Annotated in this window: 22 protein-coding genes; 10 read left to right on the top strand and 12 right to left on the bottom strand. The window is 40.2% G+C overall.

Annotation, left to right across the window (positions count from 1 at the left end; translation table 11 throughout):
- Positions 1-963 (top strand): 2-hydroxyacid dehydrogenase, encoded by a 963-nt coding sequence (locus HMPREF2802_RS05660; protein ID WP_070503046.1) that lies wholly within the window; start codon positions 1-3, stop codon positions 961-963.
- Positions 964-1,021: 58 nt separating this feature from the next.
- Here HMPREF2802_RS05660 and HMPREF2802_RS05655 read toward each other — a convergent pair whose 3' ends face one another.
- Positions 1,022-1,264 carry a NifU family protein gene (locus HMPREF2802_RS05655; RefSeq protein ID WP_002472275.1) on the bottom strand — a complete coding sequence of 81 codons (243 nt, stop codon included), beginning with the start codon at positions 1,262-1,264 and terminating at the stop codon, positions 1,022-1,024.
- Positions 1,265-1,368: 104 nt separating this feature from the next.
- On the opposite strand from HMPREF2802_RS05655, the gene HMPREF2802_RS05650 reads away from it, so the two are divergent.
- Entirely contained in the window at positions 1,369-1,704 is a 336-nt protein-coding gene (locus tag HMPREF2802_RS05650) for a YuzD family protein (RefSeq protein WP_002472228.1), read from the top strand.
- 163 nt (positions 1,705-1,867) lie between these two features.
- Here the strand turns inward: HMPREF2802_RS05650 and HMPREF2802_RS05645 are convergent, their stop codons facing one another.
- A complete protein-coding gene (locus tag HMPREF2802_RS05645) occupies positions 1,868-2,932 on the bottom strand; it encodes an NAD(P)/FAD-dependent oxidoreductase (RefSeq protein WP_070503045.1) in 1,065 nt (354 codons plus the stop codon).
- A 475-nt stretch (positions 2,933-3,407) separates the two neighbouring features.
- Between HMPREF2802_RS05645 and HMPREF2802_RS05640 the strand changes: the two genes are divergently transcribed.
- The 6 genes from HMPREF2802_RS05640 to HMPREF2802_RS05615 all read left to right on the top strand — a co-directional run bounded on the left by HMPREF2802_RS05640 (position 3,408) and on the right by HMPREF2802_RS05615 (position 9,617).
- The gene (locus tag HMPREF2802_RS05640; protein WP_002472271.1) at positions 3,408-3,656 is read left to right on the top strand and encodes a YuzB family protein; all 249 of its coding nucleotides are present in this window, start codon (positions 3,408-3,410) and stop codon (positions 3,654-3,656) included.
- A gap of 438 nt (positions 3,657-4,094) precedes the next feature.
- Positions 4,095-4,454, top strand: coding sequence for a HesB/IscA family protein (locus tag HMPREF2802_RS05635; RefSeq protein WP_002472257.1), 360 nt, complete (start codon positions 4,095-4,097; stop codon positions 4,452-4,454).
- A gap of 375 nt (positions 4,455-4,829) precedes the next feature.
- Positions 4,830-6,038, top strand: a complete 1,209-nt coding sequence (locus HMPREF2802_RS05630; protein ID WP_070503044.1) for an NAD(P)/FAD-dependent oxidoreductase — start codon at positions 4,830-4,832, stop codon at positions 6,036-6,038.
- Between the two features lie 87 nt (positions 6,039-6,125).
- A complete protein-coding gene (locus HMPREF2802_RS05625) occupies positions 6,126-7,604 on the top strand; it encodes a M17 family metallopeptidase (protein WP_070503043.1) in 1,479 nt (492 codons plus the stop codon).
- Positions 7,605-7,898: 294 nt separating this feature from the next.
- Positions 7,899-9,215: a Na+/H+ antiporter family protein gene (locus tag HMPREF2802_RS05620; RefSeq protein WP_070503042.1), complete on the top strand. Its 1,317-nt coding sequence runs from the start codon at positions 7,899-7,901 to the stop codon at positions 9,213-9,215.
- Between the two features lie 24 nt (positions 9,216-9,239).
- Positions 9,240-9,617, top strand: a complete 378-nt coding sequence (locus HMPREF2802_RS05615; RefSeq protein ID WP_070503041.1) for a PaaI family thioesterase — start codon at positions 9,240-9,242, stop codon at positions 9,615-9,617.
- Positions 9,618-9,715: 98 nt separating this feature from the next.
- On the opposite strand, the gene pbp4 is transcribed toward HMPREF2802_RS05615, so the two are convergent.
- From pbp4 to HMPREF2802_RS05565, 10 genes are all read right to left on the bottom strand, one after another.
- Positions 9,716-10,951, bottom strand: coding sequence for a penicillin-binding protein PBP4 (gene pbp4 / locus HMPREF2802_RS05610; protein ID WP_070503040.1), 1,236 nt, complete (start codon positions 10,949-10,951; stop codon positions 9,716-9,718).
- A 200-nt stretch (positions 10,952-11,151) separates the two neighbouring features.
- Positions 11,152-12,300 (bottom strand): FAD/NAD(P)-binding protein, encoded by a 1,149-nt coding sequence (locus HMPREF2802_RS05605; RefSeq protein ID WP_070503039.1) that lies wholly within the window; start codon positions 12,298-12,300, stop codon positions 11,152-11,154.
- Positions 12,301-12,533: 233 nt separating this feature from the next.
- On the bottom strand, positions 12,534-12,890 hold the full coding sequence (locus tag HMPREF2802_RS05600) for a Na+/H+ antiporter subunit G1 (RefSeq protein WP_002472212.1): 357 nt from the start codon (positions 12,888-12,890) through the stop codon (positions 12,534-12,536).
- Entirely contained in the window at positions 12,868-13,161 is a 294-nt protein-coding gene (gene mnhF1 / locus HMPREF2802_RS05595) for a Na+/H+ antiporter Mnh1 subunit F (RefSeq protein WP_002472263.1), read from the bottom strand. Before mnhF1 ends, HMPREF2802_RS05600 begins: the two co-directional genes overlap by 23 nt.
- The gene (locus HMPREF2802_RS05590; RefSeq protein WP_002472207.1) at positions 13,158-13,637 is read right to left on the bottom strand and encodes a Na+/H+ antiporter subunit E; all 480 of its coding nucleotides are present in this window, start codon (positions 13,635-13,637) and stop codon (positions 13,158-13,160) included. The genes mnhF1 and HMPREF2802_RS05590 overlap by 4 nt, the downstream gene beginning before the upstream one ends.
- A 2-nt stretch (positions 13,638-13,639) precedes the next feature.
- Positions 13,640-15,136, bottom strand: coding sequence for a Na+/H+ antiporter subunit D (locus tag HMPREF2802_RS05585; protein WP_070503038.1), 1,497 nt, complete (start codon positions 15,134-15,136; stop codon positions 13,640-13,642).
- A complete protein-coding gene (gene mnhC1, locus HMPREF2802_RS05580; protein ID WP_002472192.1) occupies positions 15,123-15,470 on the bottom strand; it encodes a Na+/H+ antiporter Mnh1 subunit C in 348 nt (115 codons plus the stop codon). Before mnhC1 ends, HMPREF2802_RS05585 begins: the two co-directional genes overlap by 14 nt.
- Positions 15,470-15,910: a Na(+)/H(+) antiporter subunit B gene (locus HMPREF2802_RS05575; RefSeq protein ID WP_070503037.1), complete on the bottom strand. Its 441-nt coding sequence runs from the start codon at positions 15,908-15,910 to the stop codon at positions 15,470-15,472. Before HMPREF2802_RS05575 ends, mnhC1 begins: the two co-directional genes overlap by 1 nt.
- Complete coding sequence (locus tag HMPREF2802_RS05570; protein WP_070503036.1) at positions 15,903-18,308, bottom strand: Na+/H+ antiporter subunit A; 2,406 nt, start codon at positions 18,306-18,308, stop codon at positions 15,903-15,905. The genes HMPREF2802_RS05575 and HMPREF2802_RS05570 overlap by 8 nt, the downstream gene beginning before the upstream one ends.
- A 224-nt stretch (positions 18,309-18,532) precedes the next feature.
- Positions 18,533-18,916, bottom strand: coding sequence for a kinase-associated lipoprotein B (locus HMPREF2802_RS05565; RefSeq protein ID WP_049412064.1), 384 nt, complete (start codon positions 18,914-18,916; stop codon positions 18,533-18,535).
- A gap of 65 nt (positions 18,917-18,981) precedes the next feature.
- Between HMPREF2802_RS05565 and HMPREF2802_RS05560 the strand changes: the two genes are divergently transcribed.
- Both HMPREF2802_RS05560 and ygs read left to right on the top strand, forming a co-directional pair.
- Entirely contained in the window at positions 18,982-19,578 is a 597-nt protein-coding gene (locus HMPREF2802_RS05560; protein ID WP_002472198.1) for a peptidylprolyl isomerase, read from the top strand.
- Positions 19,579-19,830: 252 nt separating this feature from the next.
- A complete protein-coding gene (ygs, locus tag HMPREF2802_RS05555) occupies positions 19,831-20,211 on the top strand; it encodes a S1 domain-containing post-transcriptional regulator Ygs (protein ID WP_002472261.1) in 381 nt (126 codons plus the stop codon).
- The last annotated feature ends 230 nt before the right edge of the window (positions 20,212-20,441 follow it).

Below are 20,441 nucleotides of genomic sequence, written 5' to 3'. Positions count from 1 at the left end.
TTGACTAAGATTGTAGTATCACGTCAAATTCCAAATCAATTTATCCGTCAACTTGAGCAATTAGGCGAAGTAGTCATGTGGGAAGAAAGTTATGAGCCTATGCCACGTGAGCGCTTTTTACAAGAGTTGAATGATGCCACAGCATGTTTCATAACTTTAAGTGAACGTATCGATCAGGAAGTATTTGAAGCGGCGCCACACTTGCAAGTCATCGCGAATATGGCAGTAGGGTACGACAACATTGATTTAGATTTAGCACGTCAGTATGGTGTGACAATCACGAACACACCAGACGTTTTAACTGAAACGACGGCTGAACTTGGTCTGACGTTATTACTTACTGTAGCAAGACGTGTGGTAGAAGCTGAGCACTACGTACAAAATGGCGAATGGCAAAGTTGGGGGCCATATCTATTAGCTGGCAAAGACTTACATGGATCGACAGTAGGTATCTTTGGTATGGGCGCTATAGGTAAAGCGTTCGCACGACGTTTGCAAGGTTTCAACACGACTGTCTTGTATCATAATCGCTCTCGTCACAAAGATGCTGAAACGGAGTTGAATGCGCAATACGTCGATTTCGATACGTTATTACAGGAATCAGATTTCGTCGTGTGTACGGCACCTCTGACCGATGCGACGCGAGATCAATTTGATGCCACTGCTTTTAGTAAAATGAAAAATGACGCTGTCTTTATCAATATTGGACGTGGCGCGATCGTGGATGAAGAAGCGCTTGTGAAAGCGTTGAAAGATGGAGAAATTGGAGGCTGTGGTTTGGATGTATTACGCCAAGAGCCTATTAACATGGATCATCCTATCCTTGAACTGCCTCAAGCTGTCGTCTTACCTCATATCGGTAGCGCATCTGAACAGACGCGCAATGACATGATCCAGTTGTGTGTCGATAACATCCGAGGTGTCTTAACTGAGGGCCGTGCGGTGACTGAGGTTAAAAGTTAAGGTAGAACACAAAGAAACCGACACGTGTAGCGTAACGTGCCGGTTTCATCTCTTTATATTAAAATACTTGTTCTACTTCAACGACGCCCGGTACTTCTTCGTGTAAAGCACGTTCAATACCTGCTTTAAGCGTAATTGTTGAACTTGGGCATGTCCCGCAAGCACCGTGTAATTGCAATTTGACAATACCATCTTCTACATCGACGAGTGAACAATCCCCGCCATCACGTAATAAGAAAGGACGTAACTTCTCAATCACTTCTGCGACTTGATCGAACATCGTTGCGTTTTCTGTAGGCATGCGAAATGCCTCCTTTCAAGTATATTATTTCATCTTCTCGTTATTACTTTATTATAATAGATATGGACGAAAAAATCTATCATCGAAAACAAAGGGAGAGGCTTATGAATAAAGTTAGTGTAGTTGTTTACGGCGCAGATGTTGTATGTGCAAGCTGTGTAAATGCGCCAACTTCTAAAAATACGTATGATTGGTTACAACCATTATTACAACGTAAATATCCTGATATTCAATTTGAATTTACGTATATTGATATTGAGCGCGATACAGAGAATCTATCTGATCATGATCAGCACTATATTGAGCAAATTCAAGATGAGGAATTATTCTATCCGCTAGTGACGATGAATGATGAATATGTTGCGGATGGTTATATTCAATTGAAAGACATTAAGCGTTTTATGAAAGCGCGCTTTCCAGAGGCAGCACAAGAAGATTAAGTACTTCATAGGTTAAGCGTGTTAGGAACTCTAAGTAAAATATGAGGGTGTTTCATTTTCAATGTTATGCCTCTCGTAGTTTAATGTGTAACTATCACTTTTAAAATAAATATTTGGATAGTTAAAGCGGCCTAGGGCAAATCCTAGACCGCTTTTATATTCATTAACCATTATGATATTTGTAAAGCCAGAGCACACCTGATTTTAAAATAGACGCGAGACGACCCGTAACAGTGCGATCCATGATATAAGCGAAGCCTTGTTTTTCGCCTAATGAACCTAAGAAACCTTGGATCTTAATCTCAGACATCTTCTCAGGTAATAGTTTGCCTTGCCATTGTAATTTCATGACATCAGCGATTTGATCGCCTTGTGCTTCAGCAAGCTGTGCACTTGGCGCATGTGGTAATTCCGCACAATCACCAACGACGTAAACATTTTTATAAGTTGGAATCTGATGGTATTGGTTCAGAATAACACGACCACTTTTACTAATATCAACAGGTAAGTTACGAACGATGTCCACCGGTTGAATACCCGCTGTCCAAACGACGAGATCCACATCTTCAGGGATATCATTGTTGAAAATACGACCATCTTCTACACGGTTAATATTAGAATTTGGAACGACTGTTACATCATTCTTCTTGAACCATTTCTCTATGTAACGACTAAGTTTCTCTGGGAAACGTGGTAAGATACGCTCACCGCGATCGTAGAGATAAATATCTAAATCACTGCGACTTTCACGAAGTTCACTCGCGAGTTCAATACCGCTCAAGCCAGCACCTACGATACCAACTTTAGCGCCGTTTGGTAACTCACTGATGTGGTGGAACGTCTCTCTAGATTTAGACAACGTTTGAATACTAAATGTATGCTCTTCTGCACCGGGTACATTGTGATATTTGTCTTCACAACCCAAGCCAATAACGAGTTCGTCATAGTCAATCTTAGTATTGCCGACTGAAACGATTTGATCGTCTAAATCGATTTCCGTGATTTCTCCATAAACTGTGTTGATTCGTGGAGAATCTGGGAAGTTCATTCGAATATCCTTATCCGATTTCGTACCTGCTGCTAACTCGTAGAACTCTGGTTTCAGACTATGATACGGCATGCGGTCAACGAGTGTCAGTGAATAGTCCTTAGGTAGGGCATTAGGTAAGATATGCGACATGATACGCATATTCCCATAGCCACCACCGAGTAGTACAAGATTTTTCATGTTCAATACCCCTTTAATAAGAAATTAGATTGTTGTAGATACATCATGTTCAAAGTCTATCGCTATTTGCTTCCACACTAGACGCTATCTCAGTTCGACAGTATAAGTGTTGTGAAACGAGACAGGTCGTTCTAGGAAATATGTCGTTGAAGCGGCACAATGACTTTAATGTAGCCCCACACTATCCATGATGTACTAAGCGTTATATGTAGTTGATAAGAGACCCTTTGCTTGCTCTTACCATGTTGGAACGATATGAAATCATACATAGTTTATTATATGCTTTTTAATGTGCTACTACAAATAACTTTATAGGCAATGACTTAATTTTGCAATCGCTTTCTTAACTATTGTGAAAGGGCTTTAGCACTTTTTAGGAAATTGTTGAAAAATTTTTTAGTAGAAATCAGCTTGTGGGCAATCCAGGGGTGTGTTTGTTATAATAAAAGAACTGAATCTATAAAGAAGGTGAAATATGTTTCCACTTGTAGAATTTTGTGTATCAAACATGGCCAAAGGCGGAGACTATGTTTATAACAAGTTAGAAGAAGATCCTGAAGTAGATGTTCTAGAGTATGGCTGCCTTCAAAACTGTGGTATTTGTTCGAGTGGATTATATGCCTTAGTCGATGGCGAAGTTGTCGAAGGGAACACGCCAGATGAATTACTTTCAAACATCTACAAGCATATAGAAGAACAACAAGAAGCTTGGGCAATGTTCTAATGCTTCTTATATAGATAAATCATATACGAATGTACTTTAGATTGATTTAAGTGTAATAACAGTCATTAGCTAGTTGCAAAGTGTAGTGCTTACTAAATCATCATCTACGTGAAGTGCAAGGAAGTCGCGATTTTATTACCTCGTAAGTGAGTAATGAAGGTCTTGTAACTAAGTATTTAATGAAAATAAATAAACTACAAGAAACAATAAGGAGCGAGGAGTTAACTTTATTGAAGCAGCGATTTTACTATCACGTAAATGAACAAAGAATTATTATTAAAGAATTTAAAAGAAATATTTAAAGGCTATTGTATAACAGTCATCTACGAGGAGACAAGTACATCGAAGCAGCGATTTTACTACACGTAAATGAGCAATGAGATGTACTTTGTCGACAATGGAGATGGTTATTATACAACAGCCAAAGGAGGAGAAAATATGAGTACAGTGACATTGACAAAATCAGCAGCCTACGAAGTCAAAGACATGCTCCAACAAAATGATATGCCAGATGGCTACCTTAAAATCAAAGTTGATGGCGGTGGCTGCACTGGCTTAACATACGGCATGTCCGCAGAAGAGGAACCTGGAGAGAATGACGAAGTACTTGAATTCTACGGTTTGAAAGTACTCGTTGATAATTACGATAAACCTGTGCTTGAAGGCACAACTATTGATTTCAAACAATCCTTGATGGGTGGCGGATTCCAAATTGACAATCCGAATGCCATCGCTTCATGTGGTTGCGGCAGTTCATTCAAGACTGCGAAAGTTTCAGGCACACCTGAAGAGTGCTAAATAGTAGAGGACCGATATATGTGTTAAGGTGTAAGAAGAAAGCCTTTTCATGTATATCGGTTCATTTTATCACTGATCTTGTGAAATTTCGCACACATCCCCGATAAGTGCTTGAAATGATACTATAAAAACTATAAGATTATATATGGATGAAAAATGTCTTTTTTATGAATTGTTTGTGAAAACTCGGGTAAAATACAGTGTGATGATTAATAAATTGTGACAAAGGCATCGTAGTTTGATGTAAGATGAAAGGTGTTATGTAGCATAGCAACTCAGTAAATTGCTTTGTCACAGTTAACGTATAACGTCTTCATGCTGTCATTTAAAAAGACGTATAAATAAAAAATAATTATGAAAGCTTAGGTGAATAAAATGGCTCAATCTCGTAAAAAAGTATTAGTTTTAGGTGCTGGTTACGCAGGCTTACAAACTGTAACTAAATTACAAAAGCAACTCTCTAAAGAAGACGCAGAAATTACATTAATCAACAAAAATGATTACCACTATGAAGCAACTTGGTTACATGAAGCTTCAGCAGGTACTTTAAGCTACGAAGATGCACTTTACCCAGTTGAAAGTGTATTAGACAAAGACAAAGTTAACTTCGTCAAAGCAGAAGTTAAGAAAATCGATCGCAATGCGCAAAAAGTTGAAACTGACGCTGGCGTATTCGACTACGACATCTTAGTCGTTGGTTTAGGTTTCGAAAGCGAAACATTTGGTATCGATGGCATGAAAGAACATGCTTTCCAAATTGAGAATATCTTAACTTCACGTAAATTATCTCGTCACATCGAAGATAAATTTGCTAACTATGCTTCTTCTAAAGAGAAAGATGATAAAGACATCGCTATCTTAGTTGGTGGTGCAGGATTCACTGGTATCGAATTCTTAGGTGAATTAACTGAACGTATTCCTGAATTATGTAACAAATACGGCGTAGAACAAAGCCGTGTTCACATCACTTGTGTTGAAGCTGCACCTAAGATGCTTCCACAATTCTCTGATGAATTAGTGAACCACGCAGTAAGCTTCTTAGAAGACAAAGGCGTTGAATTCAAGATTGCGACACCTATCGTTGCTGCTAACGAAAAAGGTTTTGTAGTTGAAGTTGACGGTAAGAAAGAACAATTAGAAGCTAACACTGTTGTATGGGCAGCAGGTGTTCGCGGTAACCACATCATGGACGACGCATTCGAAGGCGTTAAACGTGGTCGTATCGTAAACAACCAAGACTTAACAATCAAAGATCATGACGAAATCTTCGTTATCGGTGACTGCTCTGCATTTATCCCAGAAGGTGAAGAACGTCCATTACCAACTACAGCTCAAATCGCTATGCAACAAGGTGAAAACGTTGCTCAAAGCATTTACAACATCTTACACGGTGAACCAACAGTACCATTCAACTATGTAGACCGTGGTACAGTTTGCTCACTTGGTTCACATGACGGTGTAGGTGTCGTTTACGGCAGAGACATTAAAGGTAAAAAAGCTGCATTTATGAAGAAAGTCATCGATACACGTGCAGTATTCAAATTAGGTGGCGTAGGCTTAGCATTCAAAAAAGGTAAATTCTAATAAATCAAAGCTTAATCGCAAGAGGGGCCTGTCATAATGATGGGCTCCTTATTTTTATCAAGAAAGGTTTAAAGGGGAGTGTACAAGATGGAAGCACAATTCGTCTCAACACAGGACAAAGCGGAACAAGTTCTTATCGTAGGTTTACCTGCACATCTCAATCAATTAGATGAAATAGCAGTCAACGGGCAAGATATAAAGTCTGATTTAGATGAGCTCAAGCACCAACAAATTGTAGGAACGACTGCAGGCCAAATTGGTTCAACATTCTATCAATTTAATGGTCAACCTCATCGTCTCATCACAGTTGGACTCAGTAATCTCAAAGATTTAACAACACAAGATTACTTGAAAGCATTCGGTAATCTATTTCAGTATTTACAATCTGAACGTATTACTCAAGCGTCCCTGCTACTAGAATCATTCGATAATAAATATTACGAGTCACGTTCCATCGTGGAACTCATCGGTCTCCAAAGTGAACGTGCGACGTATCGCTTTGATAATTACAAATCGGACAAATCGGCGCTATACAATTTAACGCTAAACATCCATACTGAACAGCAAGATATTGCGAACGAACTTGAAACAGGTCAAATCATCGGGGAAGGTATCAATGTTGCTCGCGATTTCAGTAATATGCCGCCAAATATATTGACGCCTGCTTATTACGCAGAACAGATTAGCCAGCATTTTACAGATAAAAGTGTGGAGGTCGACGTCAAAGATGGATCACAACTGCAACAAGAAGGTTTCGGACTCATTCACGCGGTCGGCAAAGGTTCAGTTAACCCGCCACATCTCGTTACGATGACGTATCAAGGTGGCGCACAAGATCAAGATCCTATCGCGCTCGTTGGGAAAGGTGTCACGTACGACTCAGGTGGTTACTCTATCAAATCGAAGTTAGGTATGCAGACGATGAAATTTGATATGTGTGGATCAGCCAATGTCGTTGCGATGATTTCTATTGCTGAGCGTCTACAATTGCCTATCAATCTAGTGGGTGTTGCCGCACTCGCAGAGAATATGATTAGTGAGCAAGCGATGAAACCAGATGATGTCTTTACTGCGCTTAGTGGCGAAACTGTCGAAGTGTTAAACAGTGACGCAGAAGGGCGACTCGTCTTAGGTGATGCAGTCTTTTACGCTAATCAGTTCCAACCGCGCTATATTCTCGATTTCGCAACATTGACAGGTGCAGCAGTGGCAGCACTTGGGGACGACAAAGCAGCAGCCCTACGTAATCAGAGTACAGCACCGCTAGAAGAAATTCTGGCAATCGCTTTAGAGGACGGCGATCCTACATTCGAATTGCCAATCACTCAGGCTGAGAAGGACAAGATACGTCGTTCAGCTGTAGCCGATCTCGTCAATCATACGAATGGTCACGGTAAAGCGCTATTCGCGGCTAGCTTTATTTCACATTTCGCAGGCAATACGCCACATATGCATTTCGATATTGCAGGGCCAGCCACACGTAGCACTAAGAACTATAACGGTCCAGCTGGTCCCACAGGTTTCCTTGTGACAACGATTGTGAATTGGTTACGTCAACAAGGTTAAGTGTTGTTGGTTTGTGCTCGTAAAAGGGCTTCTAGATAGTCGTTGTAGAATGATTAACCCGTATTGTAGTTTAATTTTAAGGCTGAAAGCTCGCTCATCATGGTCGACGTTATATCTGAACGCGATGTCGATGAAGCGGGCTTTTTAGTGTGCCCGTACGGATAAGGCAAACTGTATATCACCACGCATTCTCGCAAATATTCTGAAATAATGTTGACATACGAGAAGCGAATTGATAGTATTACACCTATAACGCTTTAGTTCGATAATGTATTAAAGGGAGTGAATGTCAATATGGTTAATGCTGTAGTTGTTGCAGTTATTCTAATGATTGTCCTGTGTTTATGCAGGTTGAACGTTGTAATTAGTTTATTTATCAGTGCATTAGTCGGTGGACTCGTTGCGGGTATGTCAATTGAGGACATCGTCACAGTGTTTGGTAAAAATATTGTCGATGGTGCAGAGGTCGCTTTGAGCTATGCCTTGCTCGGAGGATTTGCCGCTCTGATTTCATATAGCGGTATTACTGACTATCTCGTCAATAAGATTATTAAAGGGATACGCGCAGAGAATAGTAAATTCTCGCGTGTTACAGTCAAGTTAATTATTACAGTGGTGCTCTTAGCACTCAGTATCATGAGTCAGAACTTGATTCCCGTCCATATTGCATTCATTCCTATCGTGGTTCCGCCACTCATCAGTTTGTTTAACGAACTGAATATGGATCGACGTCAAATTGCTTTAATTATCGGTTTCGGTTTATGTTTTCCTTATATTCTGTTGCCGTATGGTTTCGGTCAAATATTCCACCAAATTATTACGAAAGGGTTTGCGAAAGCAGGTCACCCCATCGATATTAACTTAGTCTGGAAAGCGATGATTATCCCGTCTCTAGGTTATATCGTAGGTTTAATCCTCGGCTTATTCTATTACCGTAAACCACGTAAATATATCCAGAAGAAAGATCTAGATGAAATAGATGACATCGAGATCAAGCCGTATGTGCTAGGTGTGACGATCGTAGCGATTCTCGCGACTTTTCTCGTACAAACCTTCACAGATTCAATGATCTTCGGCGCTTTAGCCGGGGTACTCATCTTCTTTATCTCACGTGCTTATAAATGGTCTGAGTTGGATAAAAAGTTCGTCGATGGGATTCAAATCATGGCCTATATTGGCGTCGTCATTCTCAGTGCGAACGGCTTTGCAGGTGTGATGAATAAAACGGGTGATATTTCGTCACTCGTACATAGTTTAAGTACGATAGCTGGGGATAATAAATTATTGAGTATTATTGTGATGTATATCATCGGACTCGTCGTTACATTAGGTATTGGATCATCTTTCGCGACGATTCCTATCATCGCAACGTTATTTATTCCTTTAGGTGAGTCATTAGGCTTGAGTACGATGGCGTTGATTGCTGTTATCGGTACAGCGAGTGCGCTCGGTGATTCTGGTTCGCCTGCGAGTGACTCAACACTCGGACCGACAGCTGGGCTTGATGTAGATGGTCAGCACGATCACATTCGAGATACATGTATACCTAACTTTGTATTCTATAACGTACCTTTAATCATCTTTGGTACAATTGCAGCAATGGTACTATAAATTTTAAGAAAAGAGGCGTTGAAGATGACGAATATGTTAGAAACTTTAGGGATGAAGATAGAGAAAGAATCTCACGGGCATATCATCGTATCCATGCCTGTGACAGACAAGGTGAAACAACCCTTTGGCTACTTACACGGAGGGGCGAACCTTGCTTTAGGAGAAACAGCATGTTCAATCGGTGCAGCGCATATTGTGGATACAGAACGTTACATTCCGCTTGGTTTAGAAATGAATGCAAATCACATTAGTTCTACTACGGAAGGTGTCGTATATGCAGAAGCGACTATCGTTCATGAAGGTAAAACGACGCAAGTGTGGAATATTGATATCAAAGATGATACGGATCGTTTAATCAGTGTGATGAGAGGAACGATTGCGATTAAACAACGCAAAAAATAACAAATATCAATCGTATATAACAAGCGCCATTCTATCGAATTCAAGATAGAATGGCGCTTTTTCAATAACGAATATCACTTAGCAAATACGAACACTCATTATAATTTTTTATACACTTTTACAGCTATCAAAGCGATTATTCCAACTAGAATACAAGCTAGAATCCCCAGTATCACTCTGAAGCTCCCGCTAAAAAAATGAGATGATTCCTCAACTTTCACGCTCGGAATATGTTCTTTTCCGATAAATTGACGGTCGTATTTCACATATACATGTTGATCTTTGGATACTTTCAAATGATATTTACTTTTATCTTTAGGTACAACATCGTATAAATCTTTTTTTACATCGTACTTCTTACCATCAATAGTATGCTCACCTTTAGAGATGACTTTGCGATACGCATACTTGTGGAAAGCTTCTTGTGTAATGGCATTTGCGATTCTGTGACGCGCGTGCTCTGATTGGTCACTCGGATAAGGTTGCACATTGAAGATATTGGCATTCACACGAAGATGATCACGCTTCGTCGTCAAGACTAAGTTATATCCTTCTTTACTTGTACCTGTCTTCAGTCCGTCAACACCCTTCATTTGTTGGGATTGATGGGGGAGAGACAGATTCGTATTATGTAGTTTCTGATGATATTGCGTATCATCTTTTAACTTTGTGATATTCAATACTTCCGGATGTTCGCGCAACAGATGATTTGTGAGTAACGCCATGTCATGTGCAGTAGTATGAGATGTACTTTCATTTTTATAACCTTTAGGCTCATAGGGTTGAATTAAATGATTATCCGCACCACTAGGGTTAGTAAAATGTGTGTGATTCATGCCCAGAGCTTTGGCTTTAGCATTCATTCTATCTGTAAATTGAGAGACATCCTCATCGATGTGTTCAGCTAACACTAAGGTTGCTGCGTTACTTGAGTTTAAAGCTGCCTGTTTCAATAGTTGTTCCACCGTGTAGGTTTGTCCTTTTTTGAGTGGAAAAGTAGTGAGATTGGGTAGTTCAGACATCTTTTGATATCTAGAAGTGATATTGACTTTATCGTTCAAATTCACTTTTTTATCTTTGATGTCATCATAAACCACTAACATGGTCATTAATTTGGTAGTAGAGGCAGGCTCCACTTTTTTATCTTTATTATAGTCATAAAGTATTTGTCCATCCTCTGTTGTCACAACCATACCTTTAGGATTAAACGTCTCATCGAGTTGTACATGTTCTTCTTTCGACTCATCGACAGGCGTTTTTGCCGATACAGAGTTGAAATTAATACTCAAATGACATAAGAAAAATACCATTATAAGTAACGATAATTTTTTCATTGTAGGCTCCTCTTTGTGTAGTTTCTATATGCATGTCATTATATTATCAAAAACGAGTCCTTTAGTTAAATTAAATTAGTGGTATTGATTAACTTTGTTGTGAAAAAATGATATTTGAATAAAAAGAAAGTACTCCGTTTATCTCTAATGTACGGTTAGAAAACCACATCCGCTTTACTCATCCTTATACAAAATAATTGCTACGACGATAAAGCGACATAGCGTTGATACGCTTGACCAATACGCTGTGCAGCCTCGCGTCCTCCCATAATATTGCGAGCGAAAGGACCTAACTCTAAATCCGCTAACGCGCCGCTGACGAAAAGGCCAGGCAGCCACTCAAGGTCAGTTGAAGTATGTGGCAAACCACATTGTGCAACAGGCGCGCCATACTCAATTACGAGATGTTGGAGAAAGGGTGCGTTGAGTACTGCCTTCTCGAATCCTGTAGCTAAGAGAATGTGATCATAGAGTAATCTCCCATTCGGAGTAACAATGTGATGGTCTTCTAATCTTAAGTGTTCATTGATGTGAATATGTAATCGATCTTTGCTTTCTGCTTTCTTCAACTTCAAAAAAAGTTCACGTGGCATTGACCCACGATGACGTTCGCGTTGATTTACTCTGTGACGTTCGTTCAATGATAGCTTTTTGAAACGTGACATGTATTTAGGGCCAAGCCAACCTGGATCTGCATCGAAATCATTCACAGAGATGGGCTTGTTTAGCCACAGATGGATTGGTGACCGAGATGCTTCGTTTAACAAGCGCAGTGTAAGGTGGGTTGCACTCACACCACTACCAATGATGTGCGAAGTAGATTCAGCATCGATGTCATCGAGGTCGAATACGTGGTTAACATCAGGTTGATTGAGGTAGTCTTTCGGAATATAGGGTTGATTCGTACTCCCGCTTGCGATGATGACGAAGTGGCATTCAAGTACCCGGTGATCTTCTAGTGTAAGCTGCCATCCATTCTTCATAGGTGCAAGGTGTTGTACGGCACCTTTGAAATGACTCTCGTTCAATCCGTATTTATGAATCAGGTCGTGTGTATGATCTAAGAACATCGCACGCTGAGGGCGCTGATACCGTCCATAATGAGATTCTGTATACTGGTGTTCTTTCGCATAGCGATTGAGGTGGAAAGGGTCAGGATGAACGTGGTGAACACATGGTGAGCGTAAGAAAGGCATTTCTAAACGCTCAGTAAATTTACGAAATTGCGCACATAAATTGTCATGAGGATCGATGAGTCTTAAATCTTTAGCACTTAGTCCCAGTTCACGTAACTTAATCGCAATGGTCACCGCCTGTATTCCGCCGCCGATAATCGTCCACTGTTTCATAGGAAGACCTCCTGTTTTGTAAATCGTAATTATTTTGATTTGTAAAATATACCACATATTTTTTAAAAGGACAAATTGAAACAGCATATCTAAAGATGGGGGAGATAGGGTCAATGCGCAATTGAGACTTTACACAATTTAAAAAGGGGATGGTGAGGCAAGGCTAAGATCTACAATCCATCACAATACAAAAAGCTCGCAGACGGACTCAATCCATCTACGAGCTTCAACTATTAATCTTCGTGACCTTCAATACCTTTGCGTATCTCGTCACGTTTCGTACGATCTGTGTACGGTGTCTTCAATTTATAAGCCGATTGGATAATCAAGTGGCTTGATAAAGGGCCAGTAATCAAGATAAATAGGATACCGATAATCAACTGCATGTTGACGGATCCTTCTTTTCCAATAAAGAAGATAAACACGCCAGTAAGCATAAGCATGGCTCCTAATGTCGCTGCTTTACCTGCAGCATGAGCGCGTGAGTATACGTCATCGAGTCGCACGATACCTAATGCGGCTAGGGCACTAATAATCGCGCCAAGAACGACTAAGATTAAAGCAACACTAATGAGTATCGTCTTGATCATGCTCAATCACCTTACCTTTATCCATATATTTCGCAAAGACAGCCGTACCTAAGAACGCGAGTATACCTATGAGTAGGATGACGACAACCATGTATTGAACGCCGATTAACATACTAAATAATGCGACGACGGCCATGAGTTGTAGACCTACTGCGTCAATTGCAACGACGCGGTCAGCGAGAGAGGGGCCCAAGATGACGCGAATGAGCATCGCGAGCATGGACAAGACGACGATCACTAATGCGATAATAATAATAACTTTGTAACTCATCGTTCACCCACCTCTCTAACGACTTTCTCAAGTGAGGATTTAATTCCCTCAATTTCCTCTTCTTTCTCACCAAAATCAATGGCGTGAATATAAATTTTCGTGCGATCATCACTTAAACCTACCACGATTGTACCTGGTGTCAATGTGATGAGATTGGATAATAGCACGACTTGCCAATCTGTTTTTAAATCCGTGTTATATGTGAAAAATGCAGGTTCGTTCTTCAATGACGGCTGCAAGACGATGCGTATCACATCGATATTGGCTTTGATCAGCTCAATGAGAAAGACCCATATGAGCTTAATCACTTTATATAATGTGATGATATAGAAACGACCAGGCAAGACACTGCGTAATAGATAAACGAGTAACAAACCGAGTATAAATCCTAGGAGGAAGTTGTTGACTGTGTAACTACCTGTGACTAACAACCAGAATAACGAGAGTAATAAATTAATAACCACTTGTACTGCCATAATTACTTATCCCCCAATACACTATCGATATAGACGCTTGGATCATAGAATGATGAGGCCGCTTCTTTAACCACTGGATAGAGCACATCAGCCGATAACGCAAATACGACTGTGCAAACGACGGCAACAATGGCTACCGTTAATAAGCCTCTATAACTTAATTTCGGATTGTACTCGTAACCGTGTGATTCACCAAAGAATCCTTTTAGGAAAATGCGAATCACTGAATAAAGTACGACGAGACTTGAAAGTAACACGACGATACCGCTCACGTAGAAGCCTTTTTCGAAAGTCGCTTGAACGATGTAATATTTACCGTAGAAACCACTGAGCGGTGGAATACCAGCGAGACTTAACGCAGCGATAAAGAATGTCCAACCTAGCACGGGATAGTGTTTGATCAATCCACCGTAACGTTTCAAGTCATGTGTCTTAGTAATCTTAGCCATAATACCAATCAGGAAGAAGAGGGAAGCTTTCACAAGCATGTCGTGAATCGTATAGTAAATGGCTCCCATCATACCGGATTGGTTCATCATAGCTACACCAACGAGAATGACGCCGACTGCAATCATGATGTTGTAGAGAATAATCTTCTTCGTATCATAAAAGCTCACTGCGCCGACACAACCGAAGATAATCGTCAATAATGCTAAGAATAGAATGAGGTAGTACGCAAAGCTTGAATTATCGTTGAAGAATAAACTACTTGTTCGAGCGATTGCGTAGACACCTACTTTCGTTAACAACGCACCGAAGAACGCAATGATTGCGACAGGTGGAGCATAATAAGCACCAGGTAACCAAACATACATTGGGAAGGCTCCGGCTTTTGTTGCAAAGACGAAAATGAACATGATGTAGACTATATTTAACAAGCCGCTTTGTTGTGCGGATAGGTGATTTAACTTTTCACTAATATCTGCCAGGTTGAGCGTTCCTACTACAGAGTAAAGAATACCAACTGCGATGACGAAGAACGCTGAACTTGTGACGTTGATTAAGACGTATTTAATCGTCTCGCTGAGTTGAACTTTGGTACCTCCAATGACGAGTAGGATGTAAGATGCGATGAGGAACACTTCAAAGAAGACGAATAAGTTAAAGATATCGCCTGTAATAAAGGCTCCAATGACACCTGTGATCATAAACATAATTGAGAAGTAGTAATAGTATGTTTCACGTTCAATCCCTACAGATTTGTAAGAATATAGAATGATAAGCAATGTCACGATTAAACTTGTAATGACGAGTAGGGCACTGAACAAGTCTTGAACGAATACGATACTGTAGGGTGCTTTCCAAGAACCTAACTCGAGCTTAATCGGACCGTTTCGCCACACATTGATAAAGTTAATAATCGCAAAGATTAATGTAATGAATGTCCCAATAAAAGCGACATAGCGTTTGACAACGGGTCGTTTACCAATAAATATGAGTAGGAGTGCGGTGAATATCGGTATGATTAGTAAACTGACGAGTAAGTTACTCGTGATCATCATCGTACACTCCTTTCATTGATTCAAGATTGTCTGTTCCGAGTTCTTTATAGCTACGAAACGCTAGAACTAGGAAGAATGCAGTCACGGCGAACGAAATAACGATAGCGGTTAAGATGAGTGCTTGTGGAATCGGATCCACGTATGCTTTCGCACCATGTTCGTAAATAGGCACGCCACCTTTTTTCAAACCACCCATGGTAATTAAGAATAAGTTTGCGGTATGTGTTTGTAACGTTGTGCCGATAATGATGCGTATGATGCTCTTAGATAGAATCAAGTACACGCTCATGGCTGTAAGGATGCCACAAACAAAGATCATTAATATTTCCATCACTCATTCTCCCCAATCGTTAAGATAATCGTCATGACTGTTCCAACGACTGCTAACATGACGCCGAGGTCAAAGAATGTCGCAGTGTGTAGGCCCATGGGTTCTAATACGCCTAATGGAATGTCGAAAGGCTTGTGTGTGAAGAAGTTTTTATTGAACAACCAACTTGCCATAGGTGTGGCAGCACAGAAACACAACCCGATACCGATGAGAATCTTGAAATCCCAAGGATAAATCTTGCGCATCGTCTTCACATCGAAAGCGACAGCGATAATCACCAGCGCACTCGATAGGATGAGACCCCCAACGAAGCCGCCTCCTGGAGTATAGTGACCAGCGAGGAAGAGGGAAATCCCAAACATCACGATAAGGAAGAAGATGAGAATGGCAGAATATTGAAAGATAATATTCTTCTTAGGTTTATGAGATTGTTTATTCATTCTCATGACCTCCTTTCGTTTGACGTTGATGTTTCGCCTTCAGCTTAATCATCGTATAAACACCGAGCCCAGCAATACCGAGCACTGAAGATTCGAATAATGTATCGGTACCACGGAAGTCGACTAAGATGACGTTAACGATATTTTTACCATGAGCAAGATCGTGAACGTGTGCTTTGTAGAAAGCACCGATAGAGTCAAAGTGACGGTTACCATAAGCAATCAAGCCCAGGATAGTCACTACAGCACCAGTCAGAATTGAGATGATTGCATTGGTTGACTTGAACGTCCGTGACTCATTGTGACGGTTTAAGTTCGGTAGGTGGTAGAAACAGAGCAAGAACAAGGCTGTAGAAATCGTTTCTACTACGAATTGTGTTAATGCTAAGTCAGGCGCGTTAAAGAAGATAAAGAATATCGCGACTGAGTAACCCACCGCACTCGCCATGATGATACTGAACAAGCGTGAACGCGCAAAGAGTATCATCGTAGACGCTGTTAAGATAATGACCACGATGACGAGCTCATACGGACGTACGGCACTGACATCTTTAAAGTTCAGTGTAAATGGCGATACGAAAAGCGTCACTGCTGCAATAACTATGAGTGAACCTAAGATCCATAAGAGGTTCGTACGCGTATAGCCAGTCACATAGCTGTTCGTAAAGTTAGCTGAGTAGTTCGGAATGTATTTACCTAAACTGTCGTACCATTGGTTAAACGTCAATGCTTTAGGTTGGGCTTGTAGTATTTTAACCCAATAAGCAAATGTCAAGATGAGCAGAATACCTACGATGTAAATTACAAGCGTTGAGAAGAACGCCGGTGTAAAGCCGTGGAAGAACTTGAATTCTGCAGTAATACCACTTGAATGTGTAATTGCGTTCGCAGCGGGTTCAATCAATGATGACGTCAACAAGTTAGGTGCGAAACCGAAGACGATGACCAGCACTGCCAAGATGATTGGCGAGATTAACATCAATGGTGATGCTTCATGTGCTTTCTTAGGTAACGCTTCCGGTTTATGTTTGCCTAAGAAGATTTGGCCGATAAAACGTACCGCGTAAACGAACGTAAAGATACTACCAACGATCGCAATGATAGGTAAGAGTATGCCTAAAGTATTGAGACTAAAGATATTTGCTTGTGTCACATGGAGCATGCTTTCAATAAAGCTTTCTTTAGATAAGAAACCATTAAACGGCGGAATACCTGCCATACTTAAACCTGTGATAATCGTTAAAGTAAATGAAATCGGCATAATTGTCATGAGACCGCCGAGTTTCTTCACATCACGTGTACCTGTGCTGTGATCGATAGCACCTGTAATCATGAACAATGCACCTTTAAATGTCGCATGGTTAATGAGGTGGAAGACAGCTGCTGTGTATGCCGCAACGTACAACGTACTATCTGAACCGTTGAAATGATAACTTACCGCACCGATACCGAGCATCGCCATGATCATACCGAGTTGAGAGACGGTTGAAAATGCGAGAATACCTTTCAAATCACGTTGCTTTGTGGCATTGAGTGATGCCCAGAACAATGTAATTAATCCGATGAGTGATACGGTCCAAATCCACCCTTCAGATATTGCAAAGATCGGTGTCATTCGTGCGATGAGATAGAGCCCTGCTTTAACCATCGTAGCGGAGTGCAAGTAAGCACTAACGGGTGTAGGTGCTTCCATAGCATCAGGTAACCAAATATAGAATGGTACTTGCGCTGATTTCGTGATTGCTCCGATGATGATGAGTACCATTGCTAGAACAAAGAATGGACTTTGCTGAATATCATCTGCTTTTTCCACTAAACTATGTATACTTGTCGTATTACCTGCTAGCGAGATCAAGATGAGCCCACCAAGTAGGGCAAGTCCACCTAATACAGTAATGATTAATGATTTTTGAGCACCATAAATCGATTTCTGCTTCGTTCTCCAAAATGAAATCAGTAAGAAACTGGAGAATGAAGTTAACTCCCAGAATAGATAAAGAATAATCACATTATCGGAGAGAACTACACCGAGCATGGCTCCCATAAACAAGAGCAAGTAACAATAGAAGTTGCCGAGTTGTTCACTTTTATCTAAATAGCCGATAGAGTAAAGCACAACAAGGCTTCCGATTCCTGTAATGAGTAAACTAAATAACAGTCCTAACCCATCCACATGCAAGTCGTAGTTCATACCGAAGCGCGGCATCCAGTTTAAATGTGCTAACACATTATCTCCTGAAGATGTGCGCGAAATATACGTTAAGAAATAAATAAATAAGACGACCGGTATTGGCAAGACGAACCAACCGAGATGGAGTCGTTTATGAAACCGGTAAATGATTGGTATGATAACAGCAAATATCAAAGGTAGTAAGACTGCTATATGTAACCAACTCATTCTATTCCCTCCTTCAATATCTCTGTCATATCAAATTACGCGTTTAAAACTCATGAATAGTTTGAAATCTTCATGGTAAAGCAATATAAATGCCAACAGTAATCTGACGATGAAGTGTTATAGATATATTATACTATAATGCCTGAATTAAGAAAAACCAGGCTCTAAATCAACATTCAATTCATTACATAATTGAATTATATCGTCACATCATGTGCACTAAGCTATTTAAATTCACACTTATATTGAATCGCATAATCTTCCTTTAAATTATCTAATTTCTCTAATGATAAGCGCGCGTGCTCAGTATCACGTGCTTTCAGTTTATCTTCCAAAGCTGTAATCGCTCGTTGTAACGACGCTTCGTAAGGAAGCGGTTCTTCGTCGAATGGTTTAAGTTGTGAAGGACTAGTGTAGCGCTTTTCAAAGTGACTTAACGCTTTACGTTCATGGAAGAACACACCTTCCGTTTCTTTCGGATTATGCAAGTCTCCTTGTTTCGGATGTTTGATGACTTGTTCGACTTGGACGAGCACTTGATTGTCGTTCTCTTCTACGACACTGACACCGTACACGCCCGTTTTATGTGCAAAGCGATATAACTTCATATGCGACTCCCTTTCGTTTTATGATAAAATACAGTTATTATCTTAACATGAAATGGAGAATTAAAATGACTGAGTATCCTCAATTAAATAAAGAAATTCATGAAGGCGAAATTAAAGTTGTTATGCAGACGAATAAAGGTGATATGACCTTTAAACTTTTCCCAAATATTGCACCTAAGACAGTGGAGAACTTTGTAACTCACGCGAAAAATGGTTACTATGATGGGATTACTTTCCACCGCGTGATTGAAGACTTCATGGTACAAGGTGGCGACCCGACTGCATCAGGCATGGGTGGTGAAAGTATCTACGGTGGACCGTTTGAAGATGAGTTCTCTGACAAAGCGTTCAACTTATATGGTGCACTTTCAATGGCGAACGCAGGTCCAAATACGAATGGCTCACAATTCTTTATCGTTCAAGCGAAAGAAGTGCCTGAATCCATGTTGAGTCAATTAGCTGATGGTGGCTGGCCTCAACCTATCGTGAAAGCATACGGTGACAACGGCGGTACACCATGGCTAGATCAACGACACACAGTATTTGGTCAAATCATTGAAGGTGAATCTACATTAGAAGACATCGCACAGACGAAAGTAGGGCCGCAAGATAAGCCACTTTACGACGTAGTGATTGAACATATTGATGTGACAGAAGCGTAAATCGTTCAGTTGTAGAGCGTTTGACGTAATAATTGAATAGTTGTAAAAGTGCAGAAGCGGTTGCGTGTTTCTGCGCTTTTTCTATGCGTGTAATTCAATTTAGAGTGAGACTGCTACCCGATTATTTTGAATTAAAAGGAAACGTATTTAAATTTCTGAAAAAATCACAATATTTTTAGTCTAATATTAGTTTCTTGATATGGTTTTGTGCTATTATAAAAATGGTACTAAATCGAATAAGGGGTTATTACGTTGAACGCATACTATAAAGCAGGTCAACATATTAAAGTTCGTGTGACTGGAATTCAACCGTATGGCGCATTTGTTGAAACCCCTGATAATACTGAAGGTTTAATTCACATATCCGAAGTGATGGACGATTATGTGCATAACTTGAAGAAATTTTTATCACCTGGACAAGTTGTGAGAGCGAAGATTATTTCTATCGACGAAGAGGGTAAGCTCAACTTGTCGTTAAAGGACAATAAATATTTTAAAAATTATGAGCGTAAAAAAGAAAAACGTTCAGTATTAGATGATATTAAAGAAACCGAGAAGTATGGGTTTCAAACAATTAAAGAACGCTTGCCGGTTTGGATTAAACAGTCCAAGAAAGCAATTAAAGAAGAATGATTTAATGCGCAAAGCACTATCACATTTGAGTTGTGGTAGTGCTTTTTTGGGGGAGCAGGACAGAAATTAGAATAATTTCGTTGTCCTGCCCCCGCGAGGCTGACTAGGCTTCATAAAAGCGAAAGCCATTATGAAGTCAGACAGCTACCGCGAAATTGTAAAGATAGGGCAGACAGTAAAAGGTTCATTCTTTTTACAATAATAAGATAATGGACAGAAATCTATGATTT

The sequence above is a fragment of the Staphylococcus sp. HMSC071G07 genome, assembly GCF_001811435.1.
Taxonomy (GTDB): domain Bacteria; phylum Bacillota; class Bacilli; order Staphylococcales; family Staphylococcaceae; genus Staphylococcus; species Staphylococcus pettenkoferi.
The sequence above is the reverse complement of the archived record's forward strand: the minus strand, read 5'-3'. Positions and strand labels throughout refer to the sequence as shown.